This window comes from Coprococcus eutactus (genome assembly GCF_001404675.1).
In the GTDB taxonomy this organism is placed as follows: Bacteria; Bacillota; Clostridia; order Lachnospirales; family Lachnospiraceae; genus Coprococcus; species Coprococcus aceti.
In genome coordinates, this window is record NZ_CYXU01000003.1 from 1 (window position 1) to 17416 (window position 17416).

At 39.1% G+C, this 17416-nt stretch carries 18 protein-coding genes and 1 riboswitch; of the genes, 1 reads left to right on the top strand and 17 read right to left on the bottom strand.

The annotated features are described in order from the left end of the window. Positions 1 to 538: 538 nt before the first annotated feature. The 10 genes from ARA78_RS07100 to ARA78_RS07140 all read right to left on the bottom strand — a co-directional run bounded on the left by ARA78_RS07100 (position 539) and on the right by ARA78_RS07140 (position 10113). A complete protein-coding gene (locus ARA78_RS07100) occupies positions 539 to 1510 on the bottom strand; it encodes a Gfo/Idh/MocA family protein (RefSeq protein ID WP_055271901.1) in 972 nt (323 codons plus the stop codon). Then, a complete protein-coding gene (locus tag ARA78_RS07105) occupies positions 1507 to 1872 on the bottom strand; it encodes a MurR/RpiR family transcriptional regulator (RefSeq protein ID WP_082419694.1) in 366 nt (121 codons plus the stop codon). The genes ARA78_RS07100 and ARA78_RS07105 overlap by 4 nt, the downstream gene beginning before the upstream one ends. Before the next feature lie 277 nt (positions 1873 to 2149). Next, positions 2150 to 3523 carry an NAD(P)/FAD-dependent oxidoreductase gene (locus ARA78_RS07110; RefSeq protein WP_055271902.1) on the bottom strand — a complete coding sequence of 458 codons (1374 nt, stop codon included), beginning with the start codon at positions 3521 to 3523 and terminating at the stop codon, positions 2150 to 2152. Between the two features lie 77 nt (positions 3524 to 3600). Beyond that, positions 3601 to 3698, bottom strand: a riboswitch (purine riboswitch). 161 nt (positions 3699 to 3859) lie between these two features. After that, on the bottom strand, positions 3860 to 4279 hold the full coding sequence (locus ARA78_RS07115; protein WP_242849685.1) for a transcriptional regulator: 420 nt from the start codon (positions 4277 to 4279) through the stop codon (positions 3860 to 3862). Continuing rightward, positions 4257 to 4430 carry a helix-turn-helix domain-containing protein gene (locus ARA78_RS14260; RefSeq protein ID WP_242849686.1) on the bottom strand — a complete coding sequence of 58 codons (174 nt, stop codon included), beginning with the start codon at positions 4428 to 4430 and terminating at the stop codon, positions 4257 to 4259. The genes ARA78_RS07115 and ARA78_RS14260 overlap by 23 nt, the downstream gene beginning before the upstream one ends. Positions 4431 to 4893: 463 nt before the next feature. Then, positions 4894 to 5667, bottom strand: coding sequence for a hypothetical protein (locus ARA78_RS07120; RefSeq protein WP_055271903.1), 774 nt, complete (start codon positions 5665 to 5667; stop codon positions 4894 to 4896). Then, on the bottom strand, positions 5660 to 7300 hold the full coding sequence (locus ARA78_RS07125; protein WP_055280312.1) for a DNA primase family protein: 1641 nt from the start codon (positions 7298 to 7300) through the stop codon (positions 5660 to 5662). Before ARA78_RS07125 ends, ARA78_RS07120 begins: the two co-directional genes overlap by 8 nt. Beyond that, entirely contained in the window at positions 7290 to 7643 is a 354-nt protein-coding gene (locus ARA78_RS07130) for a hypothetical protein (RefSeq protein WP_055271906.1), read from the bottom strand. The genes ARA78_RS07125 and ARA78_RS07130 overlap by 11 nt, the downstream gene beginning before the upstream one ends. A 455-nt stretch (positions 7644 to 8098) precedes the next feature. Continuing rightward, positions 8099 to 8890 carry a hypothetical protein gene (locus ARA78_RS07135; RefSeq protein WP_055271907.1) on the bottom strand — a complete coding sequence of 264 codons (792 nt, stop codon included), beginning with the start codon at positions 8888 to 8890 and terminating at the stop codon, positions 8099 to 8101. 386 nt (positions 8891 to 9276) lie between these two features. After that, on the bottom strand, positions 9277 to 10113 hold the full coding sequence (locus tag ARA78_RS07140) for a hypothetical protein (protein ID WP_055271908.1): 837 nt from the start codon (positions 10111 to 10113) through the stop codon (positions 9277 to 9279). A gap of 1303 nt (positions 10114 to 11416) precedes the next feature. Between ARA78_RS07140 and ARA78_RS13650 the strand changes: the two genes are divergently transcribed. After that, positions 11417 to 11635, top strand: coding sequence for a helix-turn-helix domain-containing protein (locus tag ARA78_RS13650; protein ID WP_082419695.1), 219 nt, complete (start codon positions 11417 to 11419; stop codon positions 11633 to 11635). Between the two features lie 320 nt (positions 11636 to 11955). Here the strand turns inward: ARA78_RS13650 and ARA78_RS07150 are convergent, their stop codons facing one another. The 7 genes from ARA78_RS07150 to ARA78_RS07180 form a co-directional block, all read right to left on the bottom strand. Next, positions 11956 to 12567, bottom strand: coding sequence for an ATP-dependent Clp protease proteolytic subunit (locus ARA78_RS07150; protein WP_055271910.1), 612 nt, complete (start codon positions 12565 to 12567; stop codon positions 11956 to 11958). A 307-nt stretch (positions 12568 to 12874) separates the two neighbouring features. Beyond that, positions 12875 to 13792 (bottom strand): DUF5688 family protein, encoded by a 918-nt coding sequence (locus tag ARA78_RS07155; protein ID WP_055271911.1) that lies wholly within the window; start codon positions 13790 to 13792, stop codon positions 12875 to 12877. Positions 13793 to 13933: 141 nt separating this feature from the next. Next, on the bottom strand, positions 13934 to 14983 hold the full coding sequence (locus tag ARA78_RS07160) for a site-specific integrase (protein ID WP_055271912.1): 1050 nt from the start codon (positions 14981 to 14983) through the stop codon (positions 13934 to 13936). A gap of 59 nt (positions 14984 to 15042) precedes the next feature. Beyond that, complete coding sequence (locus tag ARA78_RS07165; RefSeq protein WP_055271913.1) at positions 15043 to 15225, bottom strand: hypothetical protein; 183 nt, start codon at positions 15223 to 15225, stop codon at positions 15043 to 15045. A 662-nt stretch (positions 15226 to 15887) separates the two neighbouring features. Beyond that, positions 15888 to 16262: a hypothetical protein gene (locus ARA78_RS07170; protein WP_055271914.1), complete on the bottom strand. Its 375-nt coding sequence runs from the start codon at positions 16260 to 16262 to the stop codon at positions 15888 to 15890. Further along, a complete protein-coding gene (locus ARA78_RS07175) occupies positions 16255 to 16863 on the bottom strand; it encodes a hypothetical protein (protein ID WP_055271915.1) in 609 nt (202 codons plus the stop codon). The genes ARA78_RS07170 and ARA78_RS07175 overlap by 8 nt, the downstream gene beginning before the upstream one ends. Then, on the bottom strand, positions 16863 to 17273 hold the full coding sequence (locus ARA78_RS07180; protein WP_055271916.1) for a DUF6941 family protein: 411 nt from the start codon (positions 17271 to 17273) through the stop codon (positions 16863 to 16865). Before ARA78_RS07180 ends, ARA78_RS07175 begins: the two co-directional genes overlap by 1 nt. Positions 17274 to 17416 lie beyond the last annotated feature (143 nt).

Sequence of the window (17416 nt, forward strand, 5' to 3'; positions counted from 1 at the left end):
TCAAACTCTCATTAAAAAGTTTGTAAATCCTATGTCAGAAATCATACTAGCTTGTATTTTTCCTAACCATCTTTACTGTTATTGGTTTGTTAGATCTTTGATATCATCTCTGATCCGACGTTCTTGAAATTCTTTTTTTGGAATTTCAGGGTTGTCATGTTGTTAATTTTTCAAGGTTCTTTATGTTTTCGCCTCTCAGCGACAACTTCTATATGTTATCACATCTGAAGTTCTTTGTCAACAACTTTTTTATCTTTTTTCAAGACCTTTTCGGTTGCTGATGTCTGACCTCTTCGGCGACAACTTCTAAATATTACCACACCGAAGTGTGTATGTCAACAACTTTTTCAGGTAATTTATAATCATGTCTCAGTGACATATCATGTTGTATACCTATAAAAGCTGTCGTCTGCTGCCTACTCATGCGACAGCTTTTATAAGATACCACCACTGCAATCTTATGTCAAGGACTTTTTTTATTTATCTGACAATTGTGTGCAATTGTTCTAAACAGCCTCCCCTACATATGACAATCTACCTATTCTTCCTCTGGATATGTAAATCGCCATGATCTTCTGAACTCTGTCATCATATCCATGACATCCTTTGTATATTCCAGATACATATCTCCATCACCGGATATCGCACTCTCCATGTCCTGAAGCTCATACGCAAGGGCATCCGCATTTTCTCCAGCTGCAACAGTCTCAGTTTTGCCTGTATCTGTGTATGTGACCTTCGCCTCCCACGCTCTTGGATACTCCATCACCTCTATATATCCGTTTTCACATGATACCATTCCACGTTTCGGCTGCTTCGAGTGAAGGGACAGCATAACGGTTGCCATCTGTCCTTCCTTATTCATAAGCAAAAGTCCTGCCTGCTCATCCACTCCAGTAGGCGCAGGCTTAACCTGTGAAAGAAGCTTGTCTGGCTTTGAGTCCATGAACCACCTTATAAACGACAGGGCATACACACCTATATCCAGCATTGCCCCTCCCGCAAGGTTTCTGTTGAAGAATCGATTGTTCATATCATAGTCTTTGAAGCTTCCAAAATTCATGGTTATGAGATTGACTTTGCCAAGTGCACCCGAGTCCAGTAGCTCCTTAAGTTTTCTGTAAATAGGCATATGATAAATAGTCATCGCCTCTCCTATGATCACATTGTGCTGCTCCGCCAGTTCCAGCATCTCTTCAAGCTCACCGCTGTTCAATGTTATTGACTTCTCCACAAGTATATGTTTTCCATTCTCTATCGCTCTTCTCATAAACTGTATGTGTGTATTGTGTGGAGTCGTTATATATATCACGTCCACTTCCGGATCCGTGAACATCTCATTGTAGTCTGAATAAACCTTACCTATGCCATACTTCTCAGCAAATGCCACCGCTTTGTCATACGTCCTGTTACCAACCGCATAAATGTTCCTGCCATTCTTTTTGAGTGCCACTGCCATCTCATTTGCAATAACTCCTGTTCCGAGAACTGCCCATTTGATATCCTTCATATCTGTTTCCTCCATATATAATTATGTATTTGGATTGTATATACACTTTTATTCGACAGTATTCCTCTCAGAGAACCTTCCATATCATCCACAGATATATGTCCAGATATCTCTCCGTCATCCTTGGCATCCACGAGTTCTCTCGCCAGCGATATCTTGAGATGGTGAAATCCCTTCAGCTCTATTCGTTTGCAGAATCTCGACACCGAGGCCTCGCTGACACCGCACTCCTTTGCCAGCTCCCCGACTGTCATATCCACAACCTTCTTGGGATTCCTAACGATATAATCGCCTATTTTCTTTTCTGTATCAAAGAATGAATCCATAGATGCGCATATCTGATTTATAACTGATCCCTCTATATTTTCCTATTTCCTTTCTTCTTTCGAAAATAATCCATCATATAGTGTCTTCTATACAATGCCACTAATAGTTTTCTTAGTTAAATTTGTTTTCATATTTGTTGCAGACTTTAAATCTATTTTCATGCCATTTACAACTCTACCATTCTTCTCCCATCCAGTCAAACAAATGTATTTTCGCTTGAAACTCATTTATCAAATAAAAACAGAGTATCTGGAACCCCTATCACGATACTCTGTTTTGAATGACTTTCTTCTATATAAATATCTATTCGTTTTATTCGCCATGTGCAATATTTCTTGCTACGTATACACCGCTTGCAGATGCGTGCGAAAGGGAGTGTGTTATTCCGCTGCCATCTCCTATGATATACAGCCCCTTGTATCTTGTCTCAAGCTTATCATCTACTTCAACCTCCATGTTGTAGAATTTGACCTCAACTCCATACAACAGTGTATCTTCATTTGCCGTTCCTGGGGCTATCTTATCAAGAGCGTAGATCATCTCGATTATTCCATCCAGAATTCTCTTTGGAAGGACAAGGCTCAGATCTCCCGGTGTGGCATTGAGCGTAGGTGTGATGAACGCTTCCTCTATCCTGCTCTGGGTGGAGCGCTGTCCCCTTATGAGGTCGCCAAATCTCTGCACTATTACTCCGCCGCCCAGCATGTTGCTGAGTTTCGCTATGCTCTCGCCGTACCCGTTGGAGTCCTTGAACGGCTCTGAGAAATGCTTTGCCACAAGGAGCGCAAAGTTTGTATTATCCGTCTGTTTTGCAGGATCCTCATAACTGTGGCCATTTACCGTTATGATTCCATTAGTATTCTCAGTAACCACGGCGCCCCTTGGGTTCATGCAGAAAGTTCGCACCTTGTCTCCATACTTCTCCGTTCTGTATACTATCTTGCTCTCATAGAGCTCATCCGTCAAATGTGCAAATATGGCTGCAGGAAGCTCCACTCTGACTCCTATATCCACTCTGTTGGATTTTGTGGGTACATTTAGGTCTTTGCAGACAGCCTCCATCCATTTGCTGCCGCTTCTTCCCACGGATATGATACATTTGTCACAGAAAAATATACCTTTCTTGCAGCATACACTATATGTTCCATCCTCCATCTTTTCCACCGTTTGTATAGGAGTGTCAAAATAGAAATCCACCTTGTCCTGAAGATATGCATACAGATTCTCTAGAACTATATAGTTGATGTCCGTGCCAAGATGTCTGACCGAAGCATCAAGCAGATGAAGCCTGTTCTGCAGACACACTGTCTTGAATCTTGTGCCGGCAGTGGAATAAAGCTTCGTACCCTCTCCGCCGTACTCCATATTGATATCATCCACATACTTCATGAGGTCTATGGCCTCGTTCTTGCCGATGTACTCATACAGACTTCCGCCAAAGTCATTTGTAATATTGTACTTTCCATCGGAAAATGCACCTGCACCGCCAAATCCGCTCATGATCGAGCAGCTATCACATCCCACGCAGCTCTTGATCTTTGTGCCGTCTATCGGACATTTTCTTCTCTTAAGCTCATGTCCAGCCTCAAACACTGCAACCTTGAGATCCGGAGCCTGCTTTGTCAGCTCATATGCAGAAAATATTCCTCCTGGTCCTGCTCCAATAATTATCACGTCATACTTCATGCACTCGCCCTCCAATTTAATTTTATAATTTTTATAAACCTATAACGTCTCAGATATTTTTGCATAAAAATATAGTTGACCACGGCATTCATTGTTGTAGTCAACTATTATTGGTAGCTGGTAGATACGCCCAACCATATTATGGGCTTATACATATATAATTGTAATTCTTTCGTCATAAAAAATGATTGCACTATTCATATTTACTATATCTCACGCAAAATATCTGTGCTCATGTGGATGCCACAAACTGATCGTCCACATTGCATCCTTAAAAATTATAGCATATTACATTTAGTTTGCGCAAGCGCCCCGTCGCAATGCTCATTATATATATCATAACGATGCTATGATTGCCGCGATGAATGTTCCAAGCAGGATTAATATGCTTATTACCAAAAGCACTTTCATAAGTGTTCTTTTTCGCTTCCTCATGTTTTCTAAAACTCCGGTTGAATAGAACACCGCAACCAGCAACGCACCTATAGCAACTCCCATAAGCGTCCCCATCAAATAATCATAGACTGGAAGATTGTTATCTCTGCTGATCACCATCATCGTCAATCCTGCAATCAGTGAAATCAACCCCACTATGCTAAATATGCGCAACCTCATCAACAATGTATTCTTCTCAGTTTCTGCATAATCCGCTACAAGCTGCAATCTCTCTTTCTCTTCCTTATTCATGTCCTCACCCTTCCTTTCTCCATCAATGATATCCCTGATATCAACATCATAGAAATCTGCCAGCTCCACCAGAATACTGAGATCCGGCATGTTTGCTGCCCGTTTCCCACCTTGATACGCTACGATTGGTTACTCCAAACCGCTCTGCAAGTTGTTCCTGCGTAAGCTGTTTTTCCTTTCTCAGTTCTCTTAGGAATGAACCGGTCTTTTTCTGATCCATATCTGTTGCCTCCTTTCTATTGAACATCAGCCCATTTTAAGTTGCCTTCGGCAAGGGCTGATGCTACATGTCAAGCTTTTGCTAAAAACTTGACACATTCATTGACAGAATAGTGTTTTTCGGGTGTTTTTTACAAGACATGATGCGGGAATTGGCTATTTTCAGCTAAATATGAGGTCAAAACCCATTTTCAAGCAGAAAAAAAGACCTCCGAGGGCGAACCCTCGAAGGTCTGAAAATCCTTTATTTATGCGGTTTATCAAAGATTACTCGATGATAGATGCAACTCTTCCTGAACCTACAGTTCTACCACCCTCACGTTTTATTCATGTGTCAAATGTCGTCAAATATGTCCATTTTCCGTGGGTTTTGTCCATATATCACACGCATTTTACACCCATTCCATGAGGTTTTCAATTTTTTAGGGTCAATATAGGGTCAAAGGCGCTAAATAGATGGGGCTTTAGTCGTCAACATCATGACCGTAATACTCCTCCCAGCTTCCAGCACCCGACTCAATCACCGGGTCATTCAAAAAACATATCTCATCGTCTTTTGCTTTCTTGCTGAGAACTTCCGCAACCAGTTCTTCGTCTTCTATATAAATATCATTATAGAAGTTATACAGGGAAGCGTAAACACCATTTGCTTTTGCAAGAAAAGCGTTTTGGGAAATCAAATCTTCTGCTGCCTTCGCCTGACTATTAAGCTTCTCAAGTTCTCCCGGAAGATGAGAGAATATTATATCCGTAACATCATCTATATCAAGCTCTGGAATAACGAACTCCTTCATTTTCTGTCTCAGATCATTGAAGCTAAATGAATTATAGGCAATATAGTTAAACACAAGCTTCTCCATGCGCTTGTTGTCCTCTTCTTCCATCTCACGTAAAGCATAATCCATATCGTCTTCCGACATTTCTGTATCTGCTTCACAGCAGCCCGTACCCTCATAAATATTTAAATAAAACCTGTGAAGCATATTAAATACGTGCGCTGCCTGTTCTAAACCCATCGCCTTATCAAGAGGGCTTGCCTTTTCATCATCAGGACTTGTTATAAGCTCTTCTATTTCAGATGGTAAAATGGAATATATGATCTCGGTGATCGCATCCAACTCCATCTCCGGCAAGTCGCCGCTTTCCATCTTTTCACGAATTTCTTTATAGTCAAGCCCTATGTATGCTACATACTCAAACAACTTCCGCTCGGCGGTATACTCTTTTTCTTTACTCATCGCAGGTATCTCCTTTCACAGTTTTTCTTAAAATACCTCTTACCTGTGTTTTACCGACTGGAATACACATAAGATAGATATTATCCTGCGTCAGATCCATGAAATCTCTGACATCGTACATGTATGTTAAAATCTCTGACTTTGACATCATGTCGCCGGTTCTGTAACGTTTCCCCTTATCTTCACAGTAAAACAGTGAGTCTTCTTCCTCATCTAAGATATCAAGCAAGTCATCAATAAAGACGGAGCGGTTTAATGGCTTTTCGCTTGGGTAGTTTTTCCTAAGAAAACCCTTGTACACCTCGAAAAGCCATGAGAACGGAACAATATCCCAGACAAGTACAGGTTCAATCTCCTTCCAAAGCTCACGGATCGGATCATTCAACGTCTTGATATCATCAAGCTCACGAAGACAGATATCAGGGATATGGTAGTCCTCGTCACAGTCCACACACATAAGAGCATGATTTAAGATGTATCTTAACACACGCTCATCCACAAGCACTGTAGACTTTAAATATTTGTTTTCTTTTCCGACAAAGCTTCTAAGAAATGGGATTGACAGTATTCTTCTGTAGGCAGATCCTGTTGTGTCTTCAAGCTTCAAGTTATCATTTAAGCAAAAGATACAGCGACCAGAAAATCTAAAATCAAAACTATCTCTGTACTTATATTCAATTCTGATGATATCGCCTGTTGCAAGGAGCTTCGCACGTTCCAAACCTTCAAGCTTCTTATTCTTTGATACCCTGTTCTCATCGGACAAAATAACAAGCTTGTTGAAAATGGCGGGGCCTATGTATTTATCCTCTGATAACTCACGGAGAGATATGGAACTTGTCCGCCGTTCTCCGCACAGACTGCGAATTGCTCTAAGGAGTGAGCCTTTACCATTTGCACCTGTATTTGAAACGAAAAATATCAATTTATCAAAGTGTGCAAATGGGCGGCATACAGAAGATATGACTTCCCACAAAAGGTCGTAGAGTTCTTTTCTGTCATCTGCGATCTCCATAAGCCACTTATCAAAATTGAAGATGAACTTTCCATCTTCTGTATCAAATTCAAACTCAGGATTAACAGCAGTTGCATCAAATGGCACAGACATTTTCCCAAGAAAAACATATTTGTCCGGGTCAAATGGATAAAGTTTCTTTGTGGAATAATCGAAGACGCCATTTGCCACAGGCACAAGGTGCTTATCCATAGTAAGGTGAGCAATCGGAGCTTTAAGCTTGATTGAAATAATTACCTCTTTAATATCGCTCTGCTTGGCAAGGTAATTGAGCTTTCTCACAGCATCCGCAATCAGATCATCAGCAGGAACATACAAGCCGTAATCTCTGCTGCTTTTGTCGTTATCGTATATGGCTAACATCGTCTCAGAGTCGCCGTCAGGGTTACAATCAATATTCACAACATTGAACATGTGTACAATTACATCCGCCATGACGGCATTATCGAGACGATCTGGAGCCTTATAAGCCGTATGGTAAATATGATTGTGGTTATAAATTTTGTTTTTAATAAAAGCAACAAGCTCCTCTTCCACATCCTCAAGCGGAGTGGTAAGTGAAACATGTCTGAGATATTCCGCAGTTGTCTCCCTTAAAATAGCATTTCTAGTCATCATAATATCCGCCGCCTTTCTTTACTACTGATAAATACCAGTCTTCATCCCATTCCGAGTCGTCCATCTCATAAAAGCTTATGATCTTAAACAACCTGTCAATCTGCCTGTCAAGAAGATTTATCTTCTCGTCTTTCTTACGTGAACTGCTTAAGATATTGCGCGTACGTTCACGCTCTCTTATAAGGCACTTTTCAATAATACCTTCTGCGCTCTTTTTGCTGACATTTGCAACAACCCCAACATGGGACTCTTTGTTAAAATGTGTCATATCTACGATGCCAGTTGTGACAAAGTTTAAAACAAGTTCATCAATCAGCATCTGTTCTGTTTCATTGTCTAACATTTTATTCTCTCCTTTTTTTCTGGCTTTATATAAACCAGTTATTTTTTATATCCGTTTCAGGCACCACCCCACGAGGTGCCTATTTGAAAATATCAAGGAGATAAAATAAGATGCTAACTATGGTAACTTATGAATATCTGGCAAATAACTCCCGGCAGTAAAATCAGATGGCAAAATATATCTTATAAGTCAAGCGACATTACGCTCGTCATCAGACGAGGCAGCGCTTGACCAGACCAAAGAGATACCACAATAAAAAAAGAGGTCTAGGTAATGACCACAGTCATCAACTAGACCTCGTAACTATAAAAAAAGGAAGCCGGACGCATCCAACTTCCTTAGGCATAGTCCGCAGACGTCCGCCGCAATTCTGTAATATATTATGCCATACCAAAAGCTTCTATACAACAGTTCTTTATGTTTAATTATAAACTTGTAATTTAAAAGCTTAATTACTATCTATACTGCTTGGCACGTGCAGCCGCTGCATTCGCCCGGTTTCTTGCAGTCTTAGCCTGATAGGAATTTCTATTGTAGGCTTCCTGTTTCCTTGCGTAATATTCAAGGTATGCGGCTTCTTTCTTAGCCTGTTTCTCTTCATAATAGTAATTGTTAGTGTTTTGATATTTTCCTGTACCCCAAAACCTGTCAATACTATCTGTCATACCTTCAACATTCCACTGCCGAAGCTTCTCCTTAACCATCCTGTCTATATCCTCTTGATCCTTCTTCTTCTGTTTCTTTCGCCACTCAATAAACCTTTTAAGATAGGACTTCTCATTTTTAGCTTCCACTTTCTTTGGTGGATTTCTCTTTGCTTCAAGTATGGCTATTGCCTGCCCTACTGAAGAAGCCTTCCCCCTTTTCAAAAGCTTTATTATCTGGTTTAAGGATGAGTTATCGTAATAGCTGATATAAAAGTTGCCAAGACATTTACTAATCACAGCCCAATATCCCTTTTTCGCACCTGAGCGCCAGATAAGTTTATATACCGGCTTCCTTGTAAGAAGAAAGAGAAATATAGTTCCAAAGATAATCGTATATGATATGCAGTCTTTTTCACCAAAGTAAGCATTAAGCCCAAACCAAAAAGCTGCCGGCGCAGATATCAGAAAAGCAAGCGATCCCAGCTCACCTTCTGCGAGCCAGTGGTTTAACCACAATCTAAAGAAATATAGTTTATGCTGCCTCTTAAACTCCTTCACCTTTTTCACCTGTGCGATCTGCGCATCATTTTTTCCTGCCATAAAAAACCTCCCTCTATAACCCATTATCATATGTACTACTTACCGTACATATAGTAAACTAATTTGTTATCTTTGTAAATATATCTCAGCAAACAAAACCCCTGACATCTGAGCTAGGTTGACTGTTTATGATACTGAAAAGTGTCAGTAGATCAGGGGAACTGACAAGTGAACTTTTCGATAAGGCATGCTTTAGAGTGTCGGCATCGATTGGTCGCATTGGGATGATACTCCTTTCTGGATGAGAAATGTGGTAAAAACGTTGATAATGTTATATAAATCAACTGATTTGTATGGAAATTAATGGTATTTTATATAAGCCTAGTAGATTTCCTTCAAAATAAATACAGGCATCACAATAATTGTTGTGATGCCTGTATGTCTATTTACTTTGTTTTACCACATTTTGAACAGTATGTTACAGACTTATATTCTGCATCATGATGAACTGTATGAGTCTTAGCCGGAATTGTCTTAGTTGTATATTCAGCATCATAGACAGGTGTGAGTGTACAATTACCTTTACATGGACCATTACCAAGGAAGTGAACTGCACAGTCGTGTTCTTTACACCATTCTATACCTTTTCCTGTGACGTCTTCACCAGTATCGTTCTGTATAGCACGATCTCCAACGTATACTTTTTCATCATAAGCATCCTTAACTAATACTTTTTCATCCCATGCGTCTTTCACCTTAACTTTCTGAGTCTTCTCAGGCTCATCGACGATGGTCTCATCCCAGGCAGCCTTAATAGTCTCAGTTACCCAGTTATGTGAGCAACCAGTCTTTTCAGTTGTTGGCTCCTCAGTTGGCTGTGGAGCAGGTGCCTCGGTTGTCTCTTTGGCTGGCTTATCTGTGTTAGGCTTAGGTTCCTCCGATACGTTTTCTGATGGCTTCTTATCTGTCTTACCGGCAGTTGCCTTATCAGTCTTGTCTGACTTTGCTACCTTATCAGAAGTCTTATCAGACTTAGATCTTGTGTTCTTATCCTTGGATGTGATAGTTACGTTATGGTCGTCACCTACAAGGTTCTTCCAATAGTCCTTATCTACATCCTTAGTGTTGATAGTTACCTTTGTTTCAGTGGTTGCATCAGTGCTTGATGCAGTGGTACCGTTAGTACCTACGTTTACGTTCTTGTGGTTGCAAGCAGCGAGTGAGATAGCACCGCCTACGAGCATGAGTGTGAGTGCTGCTGCAGTTAATATTTTCTTATTCATGATAGATCACCTTAATTTACCTTTCTGTGTTATTGCGACTTTTATGTAAGTCACGGATGAAGCTTAAAAATGTTATTAGTGACAGTTGAGTCTTTTTAGAATTTGCCTATAACACTGACTACATAATTAAATCCCTCCCCCATAAAAATATAGAAATTTTATATCTCTACCGAACATCCGACTGAGGATGTATAATAGAACCAAATTATATCTACGATAATTTATAGGGCACTCGTGAACAGATATTCAGTTGCTGTGCAACTATATATCTGCTCATGAGCAAGCGGAAAAAAACACCCTTAGTTTTTTTCCGTGCAGTAAGAGCTTTCACCGAAATGAAATGGAGATGAAAGTGTGTCTCAGACACAACACCGTCGGCTGTGCCGACCATATCAGACAATATATATATATATATATATTGTCTGATGTGTCAGTGTCTCTTATGCCCTTTATACTTTTTTCTCGAAAAATATAACTTTTTAACTCCAAATGGCGATATGCCTTATTTATCAATGCTTGCGTAGGGTGCAATTCGATGCCTAAAAGGGGGTGCAATTAAGGTAACCTTCGTTACCTTAGGGCTCATAAACCGCATCAATGCTAGTGCAGGTAGTAACCTGCTCAGGCATGTCGATGACACAGGGGTGCAAATGATAAAACCCCCGAAAAAAATAGCTTTTGTCACCCTATTTTCACTACATCATTGATGTACTATATTGTGGTATATTCATACTTTATGGAGCAGCCATAATTACAAGATCGACTAACTTTTCATACCAAAATCTTTAATACCTGCTACGTCAATGTAACCCAATATGCTATAAAGCATTGATAATATCACCCATTTCGAGACTCCAGAAAGTCCATTTTATAATTAAATAACCCATTTCGAGACTCCAGAAAGTCCATTTTATAATTAAATAACCCATTTCGTGACCAGTAAAAGTCCATATACCGGTTAAATAGCCCATTCGGAGACCAATATAAGTCCAATTACTAATTAAATAACCCATCTGGAGACCAATATAAGTCCCTTTCCATAGAATATAACCCACTTGGAGACCAGCAAAAGTCCAATTACTAATTAAATAACCCACTTGGAGACCAATATAAGTCCCTTTAATTTAGATATAGCCCATTTGTGGGTCAAATTAGGGCTATATAATTTTTATATCGACTTTGTTATATCATAGTTTCTTCAATATGTAAAGGTTGCCGTACGCACGTTATCTCTTACATTTTCATTTACCGTACACAATTATAGAATTTTGTTATATATAATTACGAAACGGAGGAGTAAACTTTGATATCATATAAACCTCTTTTTAACACCATGAAGCAGCGAGGAATAACCTCTTACCGTCTTGAAAAGCTGGGATTTTCAAGAACTAATTACTACAGTATCAAACACGGCAATCCAGTCAACACAACTACTATCGACTCCCTCTGTAGATTGCTTAATTGTAACGTGTATGATATCCTCGAATACATACCTGATGATAAGATAGACGAATATCAATAAAAGACCGGGAAGTTAATTTAATGAGACACGAGACACTCAATTTTTTAAACTTTTAAAATTTACATACATGTAAAAAATAAAAAAGTATATTTTTTGCGTGTCTCATGTCTCACCCTACTTTTCCCTTGTAAAAAAAAAAATGTGGACTGACCGAGCTTTACGCTCGGCACGTCCACATTTTTTCGGTTATATAATTATCTTTAATCTCTGTTTCTCTCTTATAAACTCTCTCCATACCTTAAGAGCAAAGGGTAAGGAGTCAGTAGGGGGGAGTGTCAAGGCTTTCGTCAGGAGCTTCCATATTATATAACTCCTAACTTCTATAATGAGTGTACAATCTTATCTGCAATGCCAAGCTTTACAGCTTCATCGGCATTTAAGAACCATTTACGATTAGTTATCTTGCCACGAACCGTTTTCTTACTTAACCCTGTTCGCTCAGATATAATGTTGAGTGCCGTTTCTTTATGGTTCTTTAGATCGTCGCAGATATAATCTATTCCCTCTATGCTCTCATCTGAGATACTACCACCTGAAAAACACGGCTCATGGAACATCACACGGCTATATGGCATGAGGCATCGCTCAGAACCGGCAAGGAACACCAAAGCAGCAGCACTGTACGCATATCCTGTCACAACTGTTCTGATTTTCAACGGAGTGTGAAGCAGATAATCATACAGGTTAAGTGATGTAAGGCTGCCACCGGGACTGCTTATGTAGATCGTCACATTAACATCAGTCTGATTGATGATACCTGAAAAGGTGTAATCTTCTTCGATAATTATAAGCTGACTAAGCAGGGAGTCCACTGTATCAGGTGTAATTCTCCCCTGAAGCCAGAGTTTTCTACCGTTAAACATGTAATCTTCCATCGTGACAAGTCTGCTTCCATCCTTGCCACCAATACCTATACTTGGGTCTCTAAACATATATATTTCCTCCTTAGAAATCTGATAATCTGTAGTGACAAACTGTGTCTTTCCTCTCTGAAATCTTTAGCCGGACAGAGACCGCTGTTGCTTTCGGACTGTAGACGCTGCAACTGCATCTTCGCTATATGCTATTGTCAAAGAGCATATTTCACGCTCTTTTCTTGCAAAAGAAAAGGCACCAGAGGGTACACTTCTAGCGTGAAATACTCTCTGATGCCTTAAAAAGGTCTTTATAAACTTGTAATCACTCCCATTTATGGGAATGGATTACAATATAGCACAGTTCAAAGGATGAAGTCAACACCTATTTGGTAATATTGGATATCTTATTACTCGAAGCGTCATACATGAAAACATCATCAGACAGATAGCTTCCAGAGTCCTGCAAGGTCTTGTTCGCAGATCTAACTATCTCTAACATACCTGTTTTATCAACAAAAGCGTCCTCCGGGATAAGGAAAAGCTCATGTATACTTGATGGCAGGATGTAAACTCTGTCACACCTATGATCTTCGCAGAACGCCTTTAACACATCATCATACAGAATAACAGACGCTCCGTTTATGCCTACGATATTTGTGATAATGTATACCTTGTCATCTATGTTGATCTTTTCAACTGCATCTTCGCCGCACATACGCTTTATCCAACTAGCAAGGCTCCTTACACTATACGGAAATTTCATTTGCGTATTACGCTTTGCTATTTCGTACACAGCTTCAAGCGGCATGCCTATGACTTCAAGCATCTCTTTCGTGAGCTTTGATGTGTAAATCCCTTTGTCACTTATACTTACAAACACATGCAGTACAGCGACAAGACCATCTGCTACAGGCACATAGACACAGTTAGATAAATACTGCTCATTGTTATCTGTGCCGGTCAGCTTTACAATGACTCTTTTCAAAAGCTCCGATTTATTTAAGAACACAAACGGATCAATATTTGCTGCCATCGCATCCTTTGTATTCTCATCGACTATCCTCTGGACTTCGACACTTACATCCTGTATGGACATGCGATTGTCCATGTAGCGTCTGTAGTAGTCGTTTAGGTAGACATTTGGCGATACACGGTTATTCTTAGTGCGGACTGTAACCCCTACAAGTATCTCATCGTGGTTCTTCACTACCTTCTGAACTTCTACATCGTCATACTTTCCAAGCAGGAGATCCCTCACTTCATTTGCAAAATCTGTCAACTCTTTCAGGTCGTTTGCCATTTTTACTTTACCTCTCTTTCGATTTTTGTTCTTCGATTGAGCATCACAAGATGCATAAAAGCCATTTGCAATTTATGCAACGGCTTTTAGAGGCAAAAAAAATGCATCAACAGATACTATCTGTCAATGCACTGTATAACGTTATTTTGCAGCATCAAGCATATTGGCTAATTCTCTCTGCTTGTTCGGATAGAGGTGTCCGTATGTATTCAGCGTGATCTTAATATCCTTATGACCTAATCTTTCCTTAATTCTCATCGCATCAACACCCCGATCTATCAGATATGATGCATGGGAATGCCGTAAGTCATGAATACGGATGCGCTTAACACCGGCTTTTTCAATATCACGCTTAAACTTATTTTCTACTGCCTTAGGTACGACAGGAAACAATCTCTCATTCCTCGGGTACTTGTACAGCCGGTTATAGTAGTCCTTTACCTCTTCCAGTAAGAAATCCGGCATACTGATTGATCGTATGGAGTTCTCAGTCTTAGGAGCAGTGATAATATCCTTTCTTTCAAGCCTGTAGTAAGTCTTAGTAATCCGAAGCTCCTTCCTGTCAAAGTCAAAATCTGATATTGTAAGCGCAAGAGCTTCACCAATTCGTATACCTGTCCAAAACAGCAATTCAAAAAGCACGTAATACTTATCAGACTTATCTACAACAGAGATAAACCTGTCATATTCTTCCTTTGTCCAGAAATCAATATGGTCTGCATCTGATTTTCCCATCTTCTCAACACTTACACAGGGATTTTTAAGACCATATATCTTTGCAGCGTGCGTATATAATGCTGTAAGCTGGTTCTGTACCATGCGAAGATATGTCTGTGAATAGCCTTTCTCTTCCATGGCATTCTGCCACTGAATGATATCCGATGATGTAACCTCATCAACTTTCTTGTTCTTGAAGTATGGAAGAATATGCTTGTCAATCATGTACTTTTTATTATAGACAGTACGTTCTTTAAGCTTGTTCTTCTTGTCTTCAAAGTATATTTTGACATATGCTTCAAATGAAATATGCATGCTTCTATTTTCTTTTGCAATGAAATCAGCCTGCCAGCGTAAAGCATCCCTTTTTGTCTTAAACCCCCGCTTAGTAGTCTGGTGTCTGTCACCTTGCCAGTCTTTGAAATAGAACTTACAAAACCAACTTGCGGTCTTGTCGTCCTTATACACACCCATTAAATCAACCCCTTTCAACAAACAAAGGTGTTAGCTAGGCTAACACCTTTGCTCAGAACTTATGCACAACTCATACCGTACCATCGCTCATTAAAATAAGCTCGTGATACTTTTCCGGGAATGGTGATGTAATTATTTGCTTCAAGCTCTGCATTCAGGCTTCTTATCATCTGATATGCTTTTGAGCGACTGATCCCAAGTAAGCCTATCAAATCATCAGCAGAATAATATATTTTCTCCATGCCATCACATCCTTTCCTTAAATTTATGTTGGGGCATTTATGCCGTTTGGTGTATGTTTTTTCCTCTCTGTATATATAATACCTTCTCCTCTATACACAGTCAAACGACCACAAAAGGCTGTAAATCTCCTCATAAACGAGTAGATTTTTCTTATCTCAAAAAAAAATCTGCTCATTTATGAGCAGAAAAAATAATTATAAAATTTTTATAAATTTTTATTTTTCGACGTTTTTCATTGCAGTAGTGGGCTTCGGCATCACCTGCTTTTGTGCCGGATACACATTCGGTAAAGATAGTAATAAACCACAAAAATAGCCGCCCACGTCTGGAAAACTAAGCGGCATTTTTGTCAAACTAATTTTCTTGGGCTAACCGTCTATCAGTAGCACATTTTTCTGTATTCAAATTAACACGCATCTACTGTATGTCAAAATATTTATCCCCTGTACCCTTAATATCCTATCTGTAAATCTCCTATCCTTAGATCTTCCCTCTGAGATTTTTATGTCATTTGTAGGGTCAGAGCTTATTTTTACTATTAATTAGGATTATTCTCAAACTTTTATTCATTTATTAATAAAAGTAAAGCCAGCATTTATCAACACCTTTTCTTATTGGTCAAAAATAAAGGGAATGTATTAATTATTTTACACGCCCTTTTTTATTCTTCCATATATTCCTTATTTATTACTTTTGCCAAATAAAGCCTTTGACTCTTATTTAATAGAACAACTGTATCACTACTATGAATCTCCGAATGATACTCATTCGTACTTGATGGCAAATATTTTACTACAGCATTCACATCTCGACAATTTTGCACACTCAAAGAGACTATACAACCTGAAAACGTCTTTTTCATTTTTTCTACTATTTCTTCCGGTTTTCTATAGAAACCTCTTTCAACTGAAAATCCATGGGGATCTGCAAATGCCGCTGGAGAAATTTTTCCATCTTTTTTCCAAAACAATCCTGGATGAGAAGGAGGATATACTGCACGATATAGCCTTTCTGAACCTTCAAATGTACTATCCATAAAAATCACTCACCACCTTGTTTATCCCCTCAATACTAGCGCTAACATTTATAAATCTTTCACATCCACAATCATCCACTATAAATACTTCTGCATTATCGCTTTCATTAAGTTCAATTTCCAAATGCGCCCCATCTGCCTTATCATATTCTAACTGTATAGATTCACACGCTGTAGGAAAAACCTCTGGTTGAATTTCTAAAAACATCACCAAATTTCTCACTTTAGTTATCAATCTATCTGAAAAAGCTTTTGCCCCATTTGCATTCCAATTATATTCCAGACTTGCAATTACTTCCAATTTCTTTAAATTTTCCAATTTTTCTTCACTTATTATCACCTTTTCTACACCTGAACTAGCACTTTTAGTACTACTATATCCAGTTACATCATAGGATATGCTAGGGGCTGCCATAAAAGATGCATATACATTTGTTTTCTCATCGTTTGAACAAATTATTGGTCTTGTACAGTCCTGAGTATTTCCTACAGAAACTGCTCCATTTCCAAAAACAATAATAGATGTCGCTATTACACCCCCAACAAGCGTACTACACACCTTACTTATATTTGTATCTGATAAATGCTTCACTGCCATCATTATCTATCACCTACTATAACTTGTATCTTATATTCACCTATTTGTTCACCATTTATCATTACCTTAGTTGAATATAATCCAACCTCACTTAATACTAAATTCCTCATATCTAAATTAAACTGCATAACTCCCAATTTATCCTGTTTAAATTGCTCCGCAGGCAACTGAAACTTAATATCGCCAGTATCATTCACTATCTGTCCATTAGGCGATATAAACTGTATTCGTACACAGTTTTCTTTCATCGCATCAAATCCTGCTATATTACAAGCAATCGCAAATGAATAGTTTCCCGGTACAGCTATCGGTGCAAGGACTTGTAACGGATTCACAATCTGATTTCTCGGTCCCTGTGGGGTCATTTCCGTCTGAATACTATCGCAATATGTAAATGAAGAAATATATACCATAGTACTTCTCCTTTCTATAATACATCTAAGTAGTTTTATTATACACGTCCTTTTTCATTTCTGCAAGCTATTAAGAACTGTGATATAAGTATACAACTAGCACTTGACCGGAATTTATTATACAATATTCTTTCCGCTTATTT

What these genes read in the sequence shown, in the direction of transcription:
- ARA78_RS07100 (WP_055271901.1), bottom strand. Translation starts at nt 1,510, where the DNA reads ATGAAGGATATCAAATGGGCAGTTCTCGGAACAGGAGTTATTGCAAAT.
- ARA78_RS07110 (WP_055271902.1), bottom strand. Translation starts at nt 3,523, where the DNA reads ATGAAGTATGACGTGATAATTATTGGAGCAGGACCAGGAGGAATATTT.
- ARA78_RS14260 (WP_242849686.1), bottom strand. Translation starts at nt 4,430, where the DNA reads ATGGATCAGAAAAAGACCGGTTCATTCCTAAGAGAACTGAGAAAGGAA.
- ARA78_RS07120 (WP_055271903.1), bottom strand. Translation starts at nt 5,667, where the DNA reads ATGAGTAAAGAAAAAGAGTATACCGCCGAGCGGAAGTTGTTTGAGTAT.
- ARA78_RS07125 (WP_055280312.1), bottom strand. Translation starts at nt 7,300, where the DNA reads ATGATGACTAGAAATGCTATTTTAAGGGAGACAACTGCGGAATATCTC.
- ARA78_RS07130 (WP_055271906.1), bottom strand. Translation starts at nt 7,643, where the DNA reads ATGTTAGACAATGAAACAGAACAGATGCTGATTGATGAACTTGTTTTA.
- ARA78_RS07135 (WP_055271907.1), bottom strand. Translation starts at nt 8,890, where the DNA reads ATGGCAGGAAAAAATGATGCGCAGATCGCACAGGTGAAAAAGGTGAAG.
- ARA78_RS07140 (WP_055271908.1), bottom strand. Translation starts at nt 10,113, where the DNA reads ATGAATAAGAAAATATTAACTGCAGCAGCACTCACACTCATGCTCGTA.
- ARA78_RS07150 (WP_055271910.1), bottom strand. Translation starts at nt 12,567, where the DNA reads ATGTTTAGAGACCCAAGTATAGGTATTGGTGGCAAGGATGGAAGCAGA.
- ARA78_RS07155 (WP_055271911.1), bottom strand. Translation starts at nt 13,792, where the DNA reads ATGGCAAACGACCTGAAAGAGTTGACAGATTTTGCAAATGAAGTGAGG.
- ARA78_RS07160 (WP_055271912.1), bottom strand. Translation starts at nt 14,983, where the DNA reads ATGGGTGTGTATAAGGACGACAAGACCGCAAGTTGGTTTTGTAAGTTC.
- ARA78_RS07165 (WP_055271913.1), bottom strand. Translation starts at nt 15,225, where the DNA reads ATGGAGAAAATATATTATTCTGCTGATGATTTGATAGGCTTACTTGGG.
- ARA78_RS07170 (WP_055271914.1), bottom strand. Translation starts at nt 16,262, where the DNA reads ATGGATAGTACATTTGAAGGTTCAGAAAGGCTATATCGTGCAGTATAT.
- ARA78_RS07175 (WP_055271915.1), bottom strand. Translation starts at nt 16,863, where the DNA reads ATGATGGCAGTGAAGCATTTATCAGATACAAATATAAGTAAGGTGTGT.
- ARA78_RS07180 (WP_055271916.1), bottom strand. Translation starts at nt 17,273, where the DNA reads ATGGTATATATTTCTTCATTTACATATTGCGATAGTATTCAGACGGAA.